The organism is Desulfobaculum xiamenense (genome assembly GCF_011927665.1).
Classification (GTDB): domain Bacteria; phylum Desulfobacterota; class Desulfovibrionia; order Desulfovibrionales; family Desulfovibrionaceae; genus Desulfobaculum; species Desulfobaculum xiamenense.
Map to the genome: position 1 here is coordinate 999,085 of NZ_JAATJA010000001.1, position 18,355 is coordinate 1,017,439.

An 18,355-nucleotide genomic window follows, 5' to 3' on the forward strand; every position below is an offset into this window, starting at 1 on the left:
CATGAGCCTCGCCGACAGACTCGCCCGCAACACGCGTTCGTGGAACGCCACAGCGGCCCGCCCGGCGCAGCCCCGGCCACAGCAGCCCGCCCCGCAGCCCACGCAGCAGCCCACACAGCAGGAAAACGCTCGGCCAGTCGTCGAGCAGGCACCGTCCGCCCCCCGCCCCGCCGCGCCGCAGGCCCGGCCCGTCACGCCGCCCAAGCCCGAACCGGCCGCGCCGCGCACCGAGGACGTCCGCACGCAGGAGGTCAGCGACGACTACTACGAATTCAAAAGTCGCATCCACGAGCGCCTCATCGAACGCATCGACCTCTCGGCCATCGAAACCCTGCCCCACGACGCACTCGCGGAAAAGATCGCCCGCCTCGTGGAACGCATCCTCGCCGAGGAATTCCGCCACGCGCCGCTCAACTCCGCAGAGCGCCGCCGCCTGATCAGCGAGATACAGGACGAGGTTCTCGGCCTCGGCCCGCTGGAGCCGCTGCTCCAAGACCCCGCCGTGTCGGACATTCTGGTCAACAACTACCGGCAGGTCTACGTGGAGCGGCGCGGCAAGCTGCACAAGACGTCCGTGCGCTTTCAGGACGACGACCATCTGCGCAAAATCATCGACCGCATCGTGTCCAAGGTGGGCCGCAGAATCGACGAATCCTCGCCCATGGTGGACGCACGCCTCGAAGACGGCTCCCGCGTCAACGCCATCATCCCGCCGCTGGCCATCGACGGGCCGAGCATGTCCATCCGCCGCTTCTCGCGCGATCCGCTGGAGCTCGACGACCTCATCACCTTCGGCGCACTGACCCCGGAAATCGGCGAAGTGCTGCGCGGCATCGTGCGCGCACGGCTGAACATCCTCGTCTCCGGCGGCACGGGTAGCGGCAAGACCACGCTGCTCAACGTGCTCTCGCGCTTCATCCCGCACGACGAACGCATCGTGACCATCGAGGACGCGGCGGAACTCCAGCTCAAGCAGGAGCACGTGGTGCGCCTCGAAACGCGCCCCGCCAACCTTGAGGGACGCGGCGAAATCACGGCCCGCGATTTGGTCCGCAACTGTCTGCGCATGCGCCCGGACCGCATCATCGTGGGCGAGGTGCGCGGAGCGGAGGTCATGGACATGCTGCAAGCCATGAACACCGGCCACGACGGCTCGCTGACCACCGTGCATGCCAACACCCCGCGCGACGCCATGATGCGCCTTGAAACCATGATCGCCATGGCGGGGCTGAACCTCTCCGGCGAATCGCTCAAGCGCTATATCGCCTCGGCCATCGACATCATCATTCAGGCCACACGCCTCGGCGACGGCTCGCGAAGGGTCATGAGCTTCCAGGAAATCACCGGCATGGAGGGCGAGGCCATCACCATGCAGGAGATCTTCCGCTTCCGGCAGACTGGCGTCGGCAAGGACCACAAGGTGCAGGGAGTTTTCGAATCAATGGGCATCCGCCCCAAGTTCGCGCAGCGGCTGGAAGCCCTCGGCATCACCTTCGATGCGGAACTCTTCCGCCCCGGCGTGCTCCGGGAAATTTAGGAGACGGACCATGCTCGCGCTCATCGCCTTCGTCAGCGTCATCGCCTGCTTCGCCCTTGCCATGGGCGTGTGCGGCCTGCTCTTCGGACGCGGGAACGACGCGGCGCGGCGTGCGCACCGGCGCATGCAGCGCCTCGCTCGCTCCGCCCCGCAGGACGTGGACATCCTGCGCAGGCGTTCGCTCTCCGACGTGCCGTGGCTGCACCGGGTACTGGCCGGGCTGTCGTGGACGTCGCGCCTCGAAACCCTCATCCGGCAGGCCAACGTGCGCGTCAACGTGGGCGTGCTGGTCCTCGTCTCCGCCACGGGGGCGACCATCGGCTACCTGTGCGCCGAGCTCGTCACCGACAATTTCTTTTTCAGCTTCGTGCCGCCGGTCATCTTCGGCTACGCCCCGTTCTTCTGGGTGAAGCGCAGACGGAACAAGCGCATGGAAAAGTTTCAGCGGCAACTGCCCGAGGCGCTGGACCTCGTGGCCCGCGCCCTCAAGGCCGGACACGCCTTCACCCACGGCATGCGCCTCGTGGCCGACGAATTCGAGGACCCCATCGGCCCGGAATTCGCCATCACCCTCGACGAAATCAATTTCGGCATCGACATGGATCAGGCCATGCAAAACCTCGTCAACCGCGTGGACTGCCCGGACCTCATGTTCTTCGTGGTTTCGGTGAACATCCAGCGCGAAACGGGCGGCAACCTCGCGGAAATCATTGCCAACATCTCGCGGCTCATCCGCGAGCGCTTCAAGCTGCACGGCAAGATCCGCGTGCTCTCCGCCGAGGGACGCCTCACCGCGTACATTCTGCTGGCGTTGCCCTCGTGCGTGGGGCTGGTTATCAACATCATCAACCCGGAATACATGAGCCTTCTGTACGAAACGCCCGAGGGCAAGAACGTCATGACCATGGCCATCTTCATGATGGGCATCGGCGCGGCGGCCCTCAAGAAGCTCATCGCCATCAGGGTGTAGGGGAGGAACGTCATGAACATGCAGATGCTCATTCCACTGGTGGCCTCCCTCGTCGGTTTCATCGCCGTGCTGCTTCTGGTACTCGGCGTCACCGGGGCCGTGAACACGCGAAACAAGCTCTCGAACCTCGACAGCCGCATGTCCGCCCGGGGCGGTGACCGCACCCGCAACGCCCAGCGCGAGGCGGGCCTCGCCGAACGGCTGGCCAGCGCGGCAAGTCGAAGCGCCGAACGCCTCGGCGAACGCGTGAAGCCCGCCAGCGCCGAGGAGCTCAACGCCCTTGCCATCCGACTGGTCCGTGGGGGATACCCCTCGCACAACGCGTCGGCGGCGTTCTGGGGTGCCAAGCTGTGTCTGACCATCCTTGGCGGCGGCGCGGGCCTGTGCGCCAAGCTCGTCACGCCGGACATGCCGCTCGGGCTCACGCTCATCGCCATCACCATCCCGGCGGCGATCGGCCTCTACCTGCCGGATGTCTGGCTGTCGTGGCGCATCGCCACCCGTCGTCGGGAAGTGCTTTATTCGCTGCCCGACGCCCTCGATCTGCTGGTGGTCTGTGTGGAATCGGGGATGGGACTCGATCAGGCCCTGAACCGCGTGGGCAATGAGCTCAGCATGGCAAGTCCCACCCTGTCCGGCGAGTTCAAGACGCTCATCCTTGAACTGCGGGCTGGCATGAAGCGGGCCGACGCCCTGCGCAACCTCGCCCTGCGCGTGGACCTTGAGGACATGAATAGCCTCGTGACGCTCATCAATCAGGCGGACGCCTTCGGAACGAGCATCGCGGGAACGCTTCGGGTCTACTCCGACGCGCTGCGCACCACGCGCAGGCACCGCGCAGAGGAAGCCGCGGCCAAGATGCCCGTGAAGCTGCTCTTTCCACTCATTTTCTGCATCATGCCCGCGCTGTTCGTGGCCATCATGGGCCCGGCGGCCATCCAGCTGATGCGCGCATTTTCCCGGTTCTAGACGTAAAGGGAGGACCGTCATGACCTACGCAACCGCACGAACCATCACCTGCACGATACTTGTCGCGCTGCTCACAGCGCTGTCCGGCTGCGCAGGCACGCAGCAGTCCGGGGGGCGCTCCATGTCGCTCATGGAGAAATTCCACGCCGGAAAGCCGCTCATGGAAGACGCCAAGGCCCCTGCCGCCACAGACGCCGACGCGCCCGAACAGGCCCGCGCACTCACCGAACGTGGCGAGGCCTTCGCAAAAGCGGGGCACCCCGAGACGGCGTTCCAATTCTATATGCAGGCCGTGGCGCTCGATCCCACGCTCATGCGCGCGCACCTGCTCAAGGGACTCGTGCTGCTCGATCAGGGGCTGACGACCGAGGCCATGGCCGAATTCGAAACCGTGCTCAAGGCGGAACCCGACAACGCCGCCGCCCTCGAAGCGGCGGGCATCGTCTACTTCCGCAACGCGCTCTATGACGAATCCGCCCAGCGCCTCGCGCGGGCCGTGGCCCTCGACCCGGCGCGGCACAACGCCTACGCACATCTGGGCGCCATCCACAACTACCGTGGAAAGTTCGCCGAAGCGGTGAAGAGCTTCGAACGCGCACTCGAGTTGTCGCCCGACAACTCGGCCGTGCTCAACAATCTGGGCATCACCTACGCGATGATGGGCCGCGAGGCCGAGGCCGTCGCCGCCTTCACTGCCGCCATCCGCCACGGCGCGCCCACGCAGCGCACCTACAACAACATGGGGCTGGCACTGGCGCGCATGGGCCGCTACCGCCAGGCCCTCGAAGCCTTCCGCAACGCAGAGGGCGACGCGGCGGCCTACAACAACCTCGGCTACGTGCAGTTCATGAAGGGCGAGTACGATGCGGCCATCGCCTGTTTCGAAAAGGCCATCCGCCTCGAACCAAGCTACTACGAACGCGCCAACGAGAACCTCAAGCGCGCCCGCCTCGCGCGGGAATTCGCCATGGCCTCCACGGCTCCGGCAATCCGCCCGGTCGCCAACGCCACGGCGCAGCCCGAAGGCCTGCCGCTCGGCCTCGCCGCCGCCTCCGCCAACGCGGAGATCGTCCAAACCGCGCAGTCCCCGACGCAGCCGAGCGTGCTCACGCCCACGCCCCTCGGCACGCAGCCGGTGTACTCCGTCCACATCTGCTCGTGGCGCACCAAGAGCAAGGCCAACCACGCCGCTCGCAAGCTGATCCGACAGGGCTATGCGGCCCACGTCAACAAGGCCGACATTCCCGGCAAGGGCACGTGGTACCGCGTGACAGTCGGCGAATTCATGACCCTCAAGGACGCCCGCGCGCTGGAGCGCAGGCTTCACGACCGCGACGGCTACCGCGAAACGCGCATCATGAAGCGCAGTTCGGCCTCCACGGCCGGACACGCGGCCCGCACCTAGAATGAGGAGGCGGACATCATGACCCGAACGCCAACACGTGAACGCGGCATGGCCGCAGTGGAAATAGCGCTGCTGCTGCCGATTCTGGCCGTACTCGTCTACTGCGTCGTCGAGGGTGGGAACCTGCTCTCGGCCTACACGGACGTGCGCGAATGCAGCCGACAGGCCGCTCGCATGATCGCATCAGAGCACGCCCCGCAGGACGCAACGGCACTGGCAAGGGCACTCGCCCCGGACCTCGATCCCGAGCATCTCACGGCGACGGTCATCCGTGACACATCCACCGACAAAGTCACTGTCGAGGTGAACTATGTCTACCATACCCACTTCAAGGCCCTGCCCTCGTTCGTATCCTCCGCGGCATCGGCCTACACGCTCGTTGCCCGCACGAGCATGCCGGCGCTGTAGGCGCTTTCTTGCGGACGCGCGCGGCTCGGCGGCAATCTTCATCGCCGTGGCGCTTCCTGCGCTCCTCGCGCTGGCGGGGCTGGGCATCGATTCGTCGAACCTGTACATGGCCCACTCGCGGCTTCAGGGCGCGGTGGATGCGGCGGCCCTCGCGGCCAGCCTGCAACTGCCCTACGACCCCGACATGAGCCGGGGGCTGGTGGAACAGGCCGCGCAGGAATACCTGACCGAGAACCACCCCGGCGCGCAGCTCGTGTCCGTGGCCCCCGGCACGGCCGTGCGCAGCGTGCAGATCACCGCGCGGGCCAAGGTGGACATGATGCTCCTGCCGGTCATCGGCATCGGCTCCGAGACCATTGAGGCCAAGGCAATGGCGGGCTTCAACAATCTCGAAATCGTCTTCGTCATCGACAACTCGGGCAGTATGGCCGGTGCGCCCATCAACGAGACCAACGAAGCGGCGGCGCAGCTCGTCGATCTGGTCATGCCAGACGGCCTGGCCGCGTCCGTGCAGATCGGGCTGGTGCCCTTCCGGGGCAAGGTCCGCATCCCCGCCAACGTGGACGGCAAGCCCGCCGGATGCCGCAACGCGGACGGCTCCTACAACGACGGCCTGAACAGCGAATACTACGACCGGAAATACCGCTATCCGTACTATTCGCGGCTTCAGGTGACGTCCGGCACCTGCGACAGCATCCCCTTCACCCACGCCCTCACCCGCGACAAGCAGGAAATCCTAAGCGCCATCTACGAGCAGGACGGACGCGGCGACTGGTCCGGCACCGTCATCTCCGAAGGCCTCAAGTGGGGCACGAACGTGCTGACGCCCGAAGCCCCCTTCACGGAGGGCGACGCCTCGGGCGACATGCGCAAGATTCTCATCCTACTCACCGACGGAGACACCGAGGACGGCATGTGCGGCGGCTCGCACGCCGTGTCCTACACGCCAAACAACTACTGGACCAACGCCTACTACGGCATGCTCGACATGGACGCCCACTGCGAGAACCAGGGCCGCCTGAACGAGGATATGCTGAAGGAAGCGGTCAAGGCCAAGGCGGCGGGCATCGAGATATTCTGCATCCGCTACGGCGTGTCGGACTACGAGGACGTCCGCCTGCTCAAGGAGGTCGCCTCCAGCACCCCCGGCACGGACGACCACTACTTCGACGCCCCCTCGCCCTACGACATCGGGGACATCTTCAAGAAGATCGGACGTCAGCTCGGCTGGCGGCTGCTCCAGTAGACGGAGGACAGCATGCGATACGCACACGCGCCACAGGCCACGACATCGCGCCATGGCGGACGCCGGGGCATCTCGGCGGTGGAATTCGCCCTCATTCTGCCGGTTGTTCTCGGGCTGGTGATGGTCGTGGTGGAGCTTGGCAACGTCTATTTCACGCAGGCGACGCTGACCAAGGCCGCCACTGGCGGCGCTCGGCTGGCAGTGACGGGACAGGGAGACATGGAGGGCGATCGGCTCGACCGCATCCGCGCCCGCGTGCGCGAACTTTCCGACGTGCTGGACCTGCCGCAGCCGGAAGGAGCCATCGAAATCATGATCCGCAGTTGGGACAACGCCTACGGCTCGGGCACGCCCGAGGAAGGCGACCCCGGCAGGCCGTGCGAGATGGTGGAGGTGGAGGTGCGCTGTCCGTACCGTCCCCTAACACCGCTCATCGGCGGCGCACTGACCGGGGACCTCGTGCTGTCCGGACACCGGCGCATGGTCAACGAACCGTGGCAGCCCTGCGAATTCAAAACCGCTTCGGCTCAATAACCGTAGCGCCGGGCAAGGGGAAAGGTGACCGTACGCGTAAAGACGGCAAGGAACGTGGGAAGCGCGGTCTTCCAGCGCTCGTCGAGGCGAATGCCGCCCGCGCCCTGCCGCATGGCATTGCCGGACACGCCGTGATTGCCCTCGCGAAAGTCGAGCCGCACGTCCCGCGCAGGCACCCCGAGCCAGTCGAGAAGCCCCGCAATCGTCTCTACAGGATGCGAGGCGAGATCCTCATACCGCACGAGGCGCGAATGGCCCTCGGTCACATCCCTGCGGCAGACCTGCGAAATGAGCGCGTTCTCGACCAGCCAGCGCGCGCTCATGCGCACGGCGCAACGAAGGCGCGACAGACCGGCCAACCGGGAAACCTTGGAATACACGAACGCACGGGGATCCTTGACCAGATGAATGACGCGCAGGTCGAACAGCCCGGACCGGGCGAGCCACAGCAGGCGATAGACGTCCTTGGACGCATCGACGATCCACGGTACGTCCTCGCCGCGCAGCACCTGCGCCGCTTCGCGGACCTTTGCCAGCACGGCGCGGTTGTCCTGCCCATACCGGCGCATATCGTCACGCCGCGCGGGCTGGTCCGCCGCCGCACCGCGCAGGATGGAGCGCACCTCGCCCAGGCGCAGCACCCTGCCGTAGCCTGCCGCGTCGCGAAAGCGCCCGATGCGCTCCGGGGCCAATTCATCACCCGTCGCAGCGGCGATGCCGCTCCAGAACGGACAGCGCGCCACGACCTCGCCGCAGCCGCAGGGAGTCTTGCCGCGCTTCATCTCGAAGGGCAGCAGGTGGAATTCGCCCACACTCCACAGCCCCGGCTGCGCACCAAGCAGCATGTCGAGCAACGTGGAGCCGGAACGCCCACTGCTCGCCACGTACACCAACGCGAATCTCTCCTGCCCCATCGAAACCTCCCGCACGAAACGCGATGCCCCATCATCAAGCGTACGTTCGGGCCAAGCCGCCGTCAAACCTTCGCGGCGTTTTACGCGTGAACGGGCTTCTGCTATGACCATCACACGGGAAGCGACACCCGCACAAGGCCCACACCGGGCACCTTGGAAGGCAACCCGCCACACAGAGGAATCCATGCGCACCCGCTTCAGCCTGCTCTTCATCTCCGATTCCGAGGAAACCCCGAACCGCCTCGCCCTCGCTCTTTCCGCACAAGGGCTCGAACCGGCCTACAGCATGGTCGGCTCACCCCTTGCCCTGTCCACGGCGCTGGCCGACGAACCATGGGACATCGTCGTTGCCGACCCGGACCAGCCCGGCATGCCGTGGCACGAGAGCCTCGCCATCACCCGCACCGCACGCGAGCACACGCCCTTCATCCTGCTGGCGGAAATGCCCGATCCGGACCGGGCCGCGCGCTGCATCGCTGGCGGCGCGGACGATTTCGTCACCCTCGACGACTGGGGCCTCGCCCCGGCGTTCCGCCGCGCATTGCAGCAGGGCCAGCGCCTGCGCGCACTGGCGCGAAGCCTTGCTGAACACCGTCACAACGAGGAAAAATTCCGCAAGGTCATCGAGGATTCCATGGTCGGCATGTTCCGCTGCACACCATGGGGACGGCTGACCAGCTTCAATCCGGCCTTCGCCCGCATCCTCGGTTACAAATCGCAGGACGCGTTCCGCGAGCGGCTGGCCCAAGGTGCCCCCACCATGCACATCAGCGATGACTCGCTGGAGGTCATGCTGAATAGTGTGCAGGAGCGCAACCACCTCACGGACTTCGAAACCCGCATCCGCCGCTCGGACGGGCGCTCCATCTGGGTATCGCTCTCCGCACGCGCGGTGCGCGGGGAATCCGGCGAGCTGTCCGCCATAGAAGGCACCATAGAGGACATCGACCGCCGCAAATCCGTCGAGGGCATGATCATCCGCGCAAAGCAGGAATGGGAACGCACCTTCGACAGCGTCCCGGACATCATCGTCATCCTCGACAGCGAGTTCGCGATCCGCCGCATGAACATGACCCTCGCCAGCCGTCTGGGGCTGCATCCCAAGGACGCCGTCGGTCGCCCATGCAGCGAACTCTTCGGCATCACTCCCGTAGGCGGCGACATCTGCCAGCGCATCAAGGCCATGGCCCACGGCGAAGGCGACGCCATCGAGATGGAAATTCCCAGCCTCGACGGCGTGTTTCTCGTCACAGTCTCACCGTTCCACGTCGATACGACGGAGGACAGCGAGGCCGACGGCATCGTGCTCGTCGCGCACGACATCAGCAGCCGCAAGCAACTCGAAGCGCAGTTGCGCCAATCCCAGAAGCTGGAGGCCATCGGCACGCTGGCGGGCGGCATCGCCCACGATTTCAACAACATTCTCGGCGTGATCATGGGCTACGCGGAAATGACGCTGGAATCCTCGCCCGAGGGCAGCGCGGCCGAACGACGGCTCACCGAGATTCTCAACGCGGGCAAACGCGCGCGCGATCTCATCCACCAGATTCTCACCTTCAGCAGGCAGGAGGAGCCGGACCTCAAGCCCCTCGCCCTCGACAGCGTCATCAAGGAAGTCGGCAAGATGCTTCGGGCCTCGCTGCCGTCCAACATCGACATCATCACCCACCTCGCGCCGGAAGCCGGAGCGGTGATGGCCAACCTGAGCCAGATTCATCAGGTGCTCATGAACCTGTGCACCAACGCGGCCCACGCCATGCGCGAAAACGGCGGCACGCTCTCCATCGCCCTGCACGAGACGACGCTTCCCGCCGAAGGCGACAGGCCCACGCGGCGCGCCGTGCGCCTCTCCGTGTCCGACACTGGGCACGGCATTCCCGCCGACATCATCGACAACGTCTTCGACCCGTTCTTCACCACCAAGAAGCCAGATGAAGGCACCGGAATGGGGCTAGCCATGGTTCACGGCATCGTCAACAGCCACGGCGGCAACGTGCGCGTCGAGTCCTCCCCCGGACAGGGGGCGGCCTTCCACGTCACCCTGCCCGTGGCCGAACAGGAGCCCGTCGCCATGGGCGAGACTATCCCCCCAGCCATCGGCGGCAAGGGGCGCGCACTGTTCGTGGATGACGAACGCGCCCTCGCGGCCATTGGCGGCGAAATGCTCGAAAGCCTCGGGTTCTCTCCCGTGGTCGAAACGGACAGTCGCCGCGCGCTCGAGATCTTCCGAAGAAATCCGCAGTCCTTCTCACTGGTCATCACGGACCAGACCATGCCCGGACTCTCCGGACAGCGGCTGGCCCGCGAAATCCTCGCCCTGCGCCCAGACATCCCCATCATCGTCTGCACCGGCTACTCGGCGGACATGAGCGCCGAACAGGCCCGCGAGATGGGCATCCGGGGCTTTCTACTCAAACCGGTGCTCAAGCGCGACCTCGCGGCCTGCATCCACGCCGCCATGGGCGAACCGCAAGCAGACTGACCACACGCCGCGCCGGGCATACCCACAAAAAAACGGGCCGGGAGTTGTCTCCCGGCCCGTCGTATTTCGTGATCGCGCGCCCGCTGCCGGGCGTCATCCCATGGCGGTAACGATATGGATATCGTCCGCCGTGAGCTCAAGTCCACCCGAATTGGAACAGATGGCCGTTGCACCGCCTGCGGTGTTCGTGCCATCCGCATCGTAGTAGAGCGTGGTGTCGTCGAGCACGAAGCAGGGACCATCCACGTCGCCACTTAAACCGGGGTCGTAGGTGCCGTCCACATTCACGAACTTCGCGACGTTGAGCGCGCCTTCGGGAAGACCGAACGCGCTGGCGAGGAATTCCAAAACGTCCTCGCCGGACGAGAAATACTCCAGCATATCCCCACCATCCGCGATATCGCCGTAGAAGAAAGTATCCGCCCCCTCCCCGCCGTCGAGGGTATCCGCTCCGGCTCCGCCAACGAGAAGGTCGTTGCCGTCTCGGCCCATCAGCCTATTGTTCGCATCGTTGCCGACCAGCACGTCATCGAAGTTGGAGCCATCCGCATGTTCGATGCTCACGAGGTAGTCGTTACCGTCCGCTCCCGTGGAATAGCCCTCGCCGCCGTGCAGGCCGTCGAAATCGTAGAGGTAGACCTGCACGCCGCCGTCGGCATCGCCATAATCGGCGGTATCGTTCTGCAAGCCCTCATGACCCACGAGGGAATCGTCGCCCTTGTTGCCCCGGAACCACGTGCCAAGGTCGGTCTGAACGTCCGAACCGTAGATGGTGTCGCCCAGTTCGGTACCGATGACGTCGGTAATGCCTTCCAACGTGTCCGTATCGTACCAGCCGTCCTGGGCGGTATGCGCTTCCAGTCCGTCCCGCACCTCGCTGGTCAGGTTCACCTTGACGCCGTTGTGCACCTCGTAATCGGGAAGGCCCTCGAAGGAGACCTCGTAGGATTTGTCCATGTCTCCGCCGCGCCCGTGCCCACGAATGAAATCATGACCCCCGAGGCCCATCGCGTAGCCGTTCAGGTTTTCGGACAACACGAGGGTGTCGTCATTGAAGGAGCCGATGACGCCGCTCATGCCCGAAAAGACGTCCGTACCGCCTTCGCCGTCGGAACCGGTGTGAGAGTCCTGCGTGATGCCGCCGATGGTGACGTTCTGTTCGCTGAGGTTCACGAACACGCCGCCGCTGGATTCTATGTATGCGACTTCGCAACTGCCGCCGTCGCCGTTATTGCCGGTGTAGGTGTCGTTCCCCTGACCGCCCATGAAGCAGACGTCATCCCCACTACTTCCGGCGAGGAAGCTGTCGTTGCCAACGGTACCAACGAACATTTCGACGCCAGCCACAGTGTCGGTCCCCGATGCTGTGACGACACGTCCGTCCACGAGATTCACGGAAATGGTGTCCGTCTCCGCCGAGTAGTCGAGCCAGTCCCAGCCCTCGCCGCCGTCGATGGAATCGCCCCCCTCGCCGCCGATGATGGTGTCGTCCCCGGCGTCGCCGTACAGGCTATCGTCTCCAGCACCGCCGTCGATCAGGTCATTGCCATCGTCGCCCTGAACCTTGTCGTTGCCGCCGCGAGCCTCGATCCTGTTGGCCCCCACAGTACCGTATACCGTATCGTCATGATTCGAACCGCGGACGTCCTCAATGCTCACGAGGGTATCATTGCCATCGGCACCCTCGGCAACGCCATCAGCCAGATCCACCAACACGCCACCCGTGGCATGCTTGAAATCAACGCGGTCCTGTCCTTCCCCGCCGTCGATGTAGTCGTCGCCAATGCCGCCACGGAACGTGTTGTCCCGGTCGTCGCCGCGGAATGTGTCGTTGTAGTCCGTGCCGTAGACGCCCTCGATATTCTTGAGGGTATCCGTTCCCTCGGCGGCGTAGGCGAGGCCATACTCGCCATCGAGTCCCGCATCCAGATTCACAAACACCGCACCGACGCTGCTGGCATAGGAAACGGCGTCGTAGCCGCTCTTGCCGTCGATCAGGTCCGCGCCGCCGCGTCCGTCGAACCATTCGCCATCGGGGTTCTCGCCGCCAATCAGGGTATCGTCGAATTCCGAGCCCTCAATGTTCGAAACGCCCCACAGCGTATCGGTCTCGTCCACGGTACCGTTGCCATCGAGATCGCGGGTGGCCAGTCCATCGTTCGAAGAGAGGTCAACCTGTACGCCCACTTCGCTGTGCCGGTAGGTAACCATGACGTCCTCGGCGGCGGTGCCGTCGTACACATCGTTGCCAAGGCCGCCCTCAAAGACGTAGGTGACCGCGTCCTCTCCGGCGGTGAAGGTGTCATCAAAACGCGAACCCACCGCACCATCGATGCCGAGGAGCGTATCGGTATCGTCACCGGTGGTGGCCGTTCCGGCTTGCAGATCCACGTTCACGCCCTGGCTGGCGTCGGTGTACATAACCACGTCAGTGCCGTCGTCAGAGAGCAGCGTCTCGCCCCCATTGTCCACAATCCTTCCGCCGCACAGGAAGTCGCTCCCCGCCCCGCCGTCGAGAGAGTCGTCCCCCTCGTCGCCATGCAGGATATCGCTCCCCGCGCCGCCATCGAGATAGTCGTCGCCCTCCTCGCCCTTGAGGGTGTCGTCTCCTCCGCGCCCGAGCATGTAGTCGGCGTCATCCATGCCATGCATATTGTCGGGGTCATCAACGAGCACTCTCATATCCTGCACCGCAGGCATGGTGCCGTCGTCGAGCATGATATTCGCCGCGCTTAAGTCAACGCCGGTCCCGATGTTCGGCAGCGTGGCGATGAGCACGCCATTCGAATATTCAGAGGAATAGAAGTACAGAGCCTTCTCGCCGGAAACCCACACGAAGCCCACGCCCCCGCCGTCGTCGAAGACGGGAGATGTGGGCCTATCGGCCTGCGAGAGGAAATTCGCGTCCAGCAGTTCGTTGGAATAGTTCAACCCGAAGGCCGAGGAGTCGAAGCGGAAGAAATCGTCATTCGCGCTGAAGTCGGAAATCGTATCGCCGCCGTCGGCCGGAGAGGCGTAGATGAACCAGTCCGCACCGCCACCGCCGACCAGCTCGTCCGCTCCGCCACCGCCGGTGATGGAGTTGGAAAATGCCGAACCGGTGATGGTATCCGCATAGGCGGAACCCACGACGTGTTCGAAGTTGACGACCTCGTCCGTGCCCATGGCGGGCGGCGTCCCATCCACAAACGTGACCACAACGCCCTCGTGGGCATCGATGTAGGACACGGTATCGTCGCCACCGCCACCATCGAGATAGTCATATCCCTCGCCGCCGACGATGCAGTTGTCCCCTTCGTCGCCAACGATGGTGTCCGAGAAGCGCGATCCGACAATATCCGAAATGCCTGAAAGCGTATCCACGTAGGACTCTGCGCCCTCAACGCCCTGCGACCAATGCTGCGCCCGACCTTCTTCGAGATTCATGGACACGCCACGCTCGGCGTCGGCGTAGCTCACCTCGTTGTGCTCGCCACCGAGACCGTTCACGACATTGTTGCCGTGCCCCGGCATGAAGCGATTGCTTCCGTCGTTGCCGATCAGCGTGTCATCGAAACGGCTGCCCCACACCTCCTCGAAACCGAAGACGCTATCGTCGCCGGCCGGTCCGGCCAGCGTGTCGTGCGCCAGAAGCACCACCTTCACGGCATCTTCGGAATTCCGGTATGAGAGCACGTCACGCCCGGCGTTGCCGTTGAGGAAGTCGTCGCCGCTGCCGCCGGACACGGTATCCCTGCCGCCTCCGGCGTCCACGGTGTCGTTGCCACCGAGGGCACGAATATCCTCGTCCTCATTCGTGCCTTCGAGCGAATCGTCATTGTCGCCGGGAGCGCCAAGCATGGCGCTCGGAAGAGCAATGTACACCTGTTGCTCCTGCGACGTCGCATTATTGGAATCCGTGACGACGACGCGAACGATGCGTCCCGTCTCCGTCAACTGATCATCGTGCGACTCGTAGCCGATGCTACGCAGCACGCGCTGATAGGTCTCTGCGCTGGCCTCGCCAGTGATCGTGAGCACAAGCGGCTGACCATCGCCGCCGGAATACTCCGCCACAAGATCCGTGTCGGAAAGGTCCACGGTCAGCCAGTCCCCTTCCGCCGCATCGTCCATGCTGATGGTCATGCCGGTCAGTGCGTCGCCGTCGGGATCGGAAACCGTGGCGTCGTGCGCCGCCACTGCGGCATGCCCCACGTCGGAATTCAGGCTCGTCGCGCGGTCGTAGTCCCCACCGGAGCCAGTGGGATTGACGTCGAGCTCCGGCGCGGAGTTGGGTCCGGCGACCACGTTGATGATGAGCGTGGCCGTTTCGCTCTCTGCCCCGCCGCCGTCCGCGACGGAATAGGTGATGTAGCCGTATTCGGCGCCTGCCTCATTGGCTCCGGCATCGTATCGCAGCTTTCCAAGATCATTGACGGAAATGGTGATGTCACCTTCGACGACTGTGTTGTCGTAGAAAAGGACACCATCCTGCCCGAGATCGCACTCGGCGAAATGGATGGTCACGCTCCCCAACTGATCGCCGGGGTCGGCGGGATCGGAGAAATGGAAATCATCGGCGTCGAATTCGTAGATCGAATTCTTCGTCACGCTGAGCGTCCCGTCCCCGGCGATAGGCGCGTCGTTGACGGCATTGACGTTCACCGTAAACGTGTAGGACTCGGCGCTGTAGGCCGTGCCATCGTAGACCTGATAGCCGAAGGTGGCGTAGGCCGCGCCGCTTACGTTCTCGGCAGGGGTGAACTTGAGGTGCCCGAGCTGATCGGCAGCGATCTCCTGCCCCACGGCACACGCCACGCCGTTGAACGTCAGGCTACCCGCACCCGGAAGCGACGTGATGCGAATGCCCGCCAAGTCGTCACCGTCCACGTCTTCCCACGCGCCTGTGAACTTCGACGGGACAAACGAGAGCGTCGTATCCTCGTTTATGGTGTAACTGGCATCCGCCGCGGTCGGCGCGTCGTTGACGGGGGTGATGGCGACATTCATGGAAGCCGCATCTCCGTACCCCTGCCCGTCCCAAACTTGGAAAGTGAAGCTCTCCTCGCCGCAAAAATTCGGATGTGCCTGCACATCCACACCGTAGCCAAGCCGCCCGGCCTCGATGTCCGCCCGGGAAATCTCCACCTCCCCGGTCAGGAGCACACCATCCAGATACAGGCCTCCAACCTGGAATGCGTCCGCGTTCACCCGGATGCTCTGCAACTCGTCCTCATCGGCGTCCTCAAACTCGAAATCGGCAAGGGTAAAAACATACCCGGCCGCCGAATCTTCCGGAAGCTCAACGAACGACTCCAACGCGATCGGCGCGGAGTTGACATGCGTTTCAATGCCCTGCGCAACGAGGACCGTGGCGGGCTGCCCGTCGCCTTCGCAGACAAAGCGGTTGAATATCTGACCTTCATACTGGACGGTATCGGCAGAGTACCACTCGCCCCACAGCGTAACATGGTGCCCCTGCACCTCGTTGCCAACGATGGTCAGCACGCCATCCGTCGCCGTAGCGACCATTTCGGCATTGAGCACAAGCTCCACAGCGCCCTGCGACTGGATGTCGATACGCTCCACGCCCGTCACCTGCGGTCCGCCATCGACCGTCAGATCAAGCTCGCCACCGGCCCCTTGCAGGAGCAGCACGTCCGAGCCTTCGCCACCGTCGATGACCTCACCGGGAGCGGCGTCGCCCACCTCGGCGAGACGTATGGTGTCATCCCCGATGCCGCCCAGAAGCACATCGCACCCGGCCCCGCCGTCAATGACGTCGTCGCCAGCGGCACCGGCAACGACGTCATTGCCATTACCACCGGTCAGAGAGTCGTTGCCCGTGCCGCCATCGATGATGTCGTTTCCGCCAAAGCCTTGCAGAGTGTCCGCTCCCCCCTCGCCACGCAGTGTATCGTCGTAGTTGGAGGCGTACTTCAAATCAGCGTCGGGCGTGCCGATATAGTTAATACCCTGTGGCCTCGGCGGCTGCACGGGGGCATCGTCCTCATCGTCGCCTTCGTCCATTTCGGCGTCAAACTGAGGCGGCGGAAACAAAACGACATCCTCCGGCGTCAGATTCACCAAAATCCATGTCGGCGATGGAGATAACAGCATGCCCCATGGGTCTAACGTTACAGGCAAAATACCGAGCGGACCTGATGGTGGCATAATTACGGGTGGCCCATCCAACATCAAGCCTTGGCCCAACTCTCCGCTCCCCGCCGGGGCAAGAGGATCGCCTTCGCCGCCTTGGCCTATGAGCGTCTCGCCATTCCCTGTTCCCTGCTCTCCGCCAAAGGCATCGCCCTCTTCGGCGCCGTCCGCCAGCTCATCCTCGCGGGAATCGCCCTCGGCCTCGCCCAGTTCGTCACCCTCTGTACCAGCGAGTTCACCCCCGTCTGCGGGGCCTTCCTCGCCATCCCCCCCCTCGCCGGGGCCTTCGCTCTGGTCGTCAGAACCCTCACCCCCTCCACCATCCCGAGGCGGTATGGTGGAAATCGGTGCCAACTGCTGGAATTGCTGTTGCTCCAAAGGCGTATACGGCCGTGGCATTCCGAGGCCGCCATCCGCGCCGACATCGAGAATCATATGTCCGTCCGTGATAAACCGCGTTCCCTGAGGAGTGGTCACCACGAGGTCGAACTGGTGGTAGTCGAAAATGCCGAATCGTTCGCCGTCGGGACCAATCTGCATATCGACGCCGGTGCCACGGATGCCGATGGTCGCCAGCGGCGAGCGCAGAGCAACGCCATCAGGATTGTCCTCGGCGATATGGCCCGTGACCATGCGGTAGGTGCCCTCGGACATGCGCACCAGCAAATTGGAAGAGGAAGGATCAGATGGACTGTAGACGTATTCGTCGAGAGTCAGGTGGGAATTCTCGCCCTGTGCGAGGACGGAATCATCGGAAAATCGGACCTCGAGGGAACTGCCGGAAGCCGTTGCCAACGTCTCCCCTTGGTACACGGGGCTCCCGTTCTCAAGCGGCCGCGAGCCGGTTTCACTTTCAGCAAATGCCTGCCCAACGAGAGCGACGACCTTTCCGACCTGTTCCATGCCCGACCTGCCTGTTTGAAGATTCTTGCAGACACTCGTCGACCCGGCCTGAAGCACCCGCGATCATTCCGGCAGTCATGAGCATCCCGTCCACCCGGCACTCTGGCAGAGGATTCGACGCCCCTGCGGCGCGGGTCCGCATGCTGCATGATAAATTCGTGCAAGCCGAAGCAATGGGCGGCATTTCACCTTCACCCGTACTCAGGCTTCAAATGGGCCACCAACTCGACGGCACCGAAGAACAAAACGACACAGCAACGCGCATGCCGTGGCTCCGGACAGAGTGCGGACCACGGGACTCGGCACGGACTGCGCCTAGATTATCCTCCCCGTCGAAGGGAGAACCGAGGCACAGCCCGTCCCAAGACAAGTCCGTAATCGTAGCGAAAGGGCACCCTTTCCCGACCACGCCATCTTGGCCAAACACAGGCGGGACATCGCGATATCGACACCGCCCGCCTCTTTTGCGCCCATGACGCGGCTGGTTGTGCAACCCTAATTGAGAATGGCGCGAATCTTCTTGCCAGGGGTGAACCTGACAACATTGCAGGAGGGAATGCGGATGATCTCGCCCGTTCCGGGGTTCCTGCCCGCACGCTCCGCCCTGGTCACAACCTTGAAGGAGCCGAGCCCGGTAAAGATGGCGGAATCGCCACCGATCAACGCCTCGCGCACAGATTCCAGAACCGCGTCGTAAACCTTCTCCGCCGCTACCTTCGTGGACAATCCGGCCTTCCTCTTGATCTGCTCCACCATCCCAGCCTTGGTCATCGTTCTTCTCCTATTCAATTGAGTTGCTTAGGATTTCTGCCGATGGTGCATCTAAAAAAAACGTATAGACTTTGTACA

The 18,355-nt window shown here is 64.1% G+C and carries 11 protein-coding genes; 8 read left to right on the top strand and 3 right to left on the bottom strand.

The genetic code is table 11. The features are described from left to right. Position 1 precedes the first annotated feature (1 nt). Genes GGQ74_RS04530 through GGQ74_RS04560 form a run of 7 tightly spaced genes read left to right on the top strand, consistent with a single transcriptional unit; the run spans position 2 to position 7,069 of the window. Positions 2-1,537: a TadA family conjugal transfer-associated ATPase gene (locus tag GGQ74_RS04530; protein ID WP_167940328.1), complete on the top strand. Its 1,536-nt coding sequence runs from the start codon at positions 2-4 to the stop codon at positions 1,535-1,537. A gap of 10 nt (positions 1,538-1,547) precedes the next feature. Further along, complete coding sequence (locus GGQ74_RS04535) at positions 1,548-2,507, top strand: type II secretion system F family protein (RefSeq protein ID WP_167940329.1); 960 nt, start codon at positions 1,548-1,550, stop codon at positions 2,505-2,507. A 12-nt stretch (positions 2,508-2,519) separates the two neighbouring features. After that, positions 2,520-3,476 carry a type II secretion system F family protein gene (locus GGQ74_RS04540; protein WP_245168120.1) on the top strand — a complete coding sequence of 319 codons (957 nt, stop codon included), beginning with the start codon at positions 2,520-2,522 and terminating at the stop codon, positions 3,474-3,476. 19 nt (positions 3,477-3,495) lie between these two features. Next, a complete protein-coding gene (locus GGQ74_RS04545; RefSeq protein WP_167940330.1) occupies positions 3,496-4,881 on the top strand; it encodes an SPOR domain-containing protein in 1,386 nt (461 codons plus the stop codon). 18 nt (positions 4,882-4,899) lie between these two features. Beyond that, a complete protein-coding gene (locus GGQ74_RS04550; protein ID WP_167940331.1) occupies positions 4,900-5,289 on the top strand; it encodes a TadE/TadG family type IV pilus assembly protein in 390 nt (129 codons plus the stop codon). Continuing rightward, positions 5,192-6,535, top strand: a complete 1,344-nt coding sequence (locus GGQ74_RS04555; protein WP_167940332.1) for a vWA domain-containing protein — start codon at positions 5,192-5,194, stop codon at positions 6,533-6,535. The genes GGQ74_RS04550 and GGQ74_RS04555 overlap by 98 nt, the downstream gene beginning before the upstream one ends. A 12-nt stretch (positions 6,536-6,547) precedes the next feature. Beyond that, a complete protein-coding gene (locus GGQ74_RS04560) occupies positions 6,548-7,069 on the top strand; it encodes a TadE/TadG family type IV pilus assembly protein (RefSeq protein ID WP_167940333.1) in 522 nt (173 codons plus the stop codon). Here the strand turns inward: GGQ74_RS04560 and GGQ74_RS04565 are convergent. Continuing rightward, positions 7,063-7,983: a sulfotransferase gene (locus GGQ74_RS04565; RefSeq protein ID WP_167940334.1), complete on the bottom strand. Its 921-nt coding sequence runs from the start codon at positions 7,981-7,983 to the stop codon at positions 7,063-7,065. The two genes, GGQ74_RS04560 and GGQ74_RS04565, sit on opposite strands and share 7 nt — an antisense overlap. 184 nt (positions 7,984-8,167) lie before the next feature. Here GGQ74_RS04565 and GGQ74_RS04570 point away from each other — a divergent pair, with 184 nt between their 5' ends. Then, entirely contained in the window at positions 8,168-10,465 is a 2,298-nt protein-coding gene (locus tag GGQ74_RS04570; protein WP_167940335.1) for a PAS domain S-box protein, read from the top strand. Positions 10,466-10,558: 93 nt separating this feature from the next. Here GGQ74_RS04570 and GGQ74_RS04575 read toward each other — a convergent pair whose 3' ends face one another. Together GGQ74_RS04575 and GGQ74_RS04580 are read right to left on the bottom strand one after the other, a co-directional pair. Then, entirely contained in the window at positions 10,559-17,506 is a 6,948-nt protein-coding gene (locus tag GGQ74_RS04575; RefSeq protein WP_167940336.1) for an Ig-like domain-containing protein, read from the bottom strand. Between the two features lie 495 nt (positions 17,507-18,001). Next, positions 18,002-18,277, bottom strand: coding sequence for an HU family DNA-binding protein (locus tag GGQ74_RS04580; RefSeq protein ID WP_167940337.1), 276 nt, complete (start codon positions 18,275-18,277; stop codon positions 18,002-18,004). Between the last annotated feature and the right edge of the window lie 78 nt (positions 18,278-18,355).

Bases quoted from the DNA above. Each gene is read 5' to 3' on its own strand.
- GGQ74_RS04530 (WP_167940328.1), top strand. From the start codon at position 2: ATGAGCCTCGCCGACAGACTCGCCCGCAACACGCGTTCGTGGAACGCC.
- GGQ74_RS04535 (WP_167940329.1), top strand. From the start codon at position 1,548: ATGCTCGCGCTCATCGCCTTCGTCAGCGTCATCGCCTGCTTCGCCCTT.
- GGQ74_RS04540 (WP_245168120.1), top strand. From the start codon at position 2,520: ATGAACATGCAGATGCTCATTCCACTGGTGGCCTCCCTCGTCGGTTTC.
- GGQ74_RS04545 (WP_167940330.1), top strand. From the start codon at position 3,496: ATGACCTACGCAACCGCACGAACCATCACCTGCACGATACTTGTCGCG.
- GGQ74_RS04550 (WP_167940331.1), top strand. From the start codon at position 4,900: ATGACCCGAACGCCAACACGTGAACGCGGCATGGCCGCAGTGGAAATA.
- GGQ74_RS04555 (WP_167940332.1), top strand. From the start codon at position 5,192: ATGTCTACCATACCCACTTCAAGGCCCTGCCCTCGTTCGTATCCTCCG.
- GGQ74_RS04560 (WP_167940333.1), top strand. From the start codon at position 6,548: ATGCGATACGCACACGCGCCACAGGCCACGACATCGCGCCATGGCGGA.
- GGQ74_RS04565 (WP_167940334.1), bottom strand. From the start codon at position 7,983: ATGGGGCAGGAGAGATTCGCGTTGGTGTACGTGGCGAGCAGTGGGCGT.
- GGQ74_RS04570 (WP_167940335.1), top strand. From the start codon at position 8,168: ATGCGCACCCGCTTCAGCCTGCTCTTCATCTCCGATTCCGAGGAAACC.
- GGQ74_RS04575 (WP_167940336.1), bottom strand. From the start codon at position 17,506: ATGGAACAGGTCGGAAAGGTCGTCGCTCTCGTTGGGCAGGCATTTGCT.
- GGQ74_RS04580 (WP_167940337.1), bottom strand. From the start codon at position 18,277: ATGACCAAGGCTGGGATGGTGGAGCAGATCAAGAGGAAGGCCGGATTG.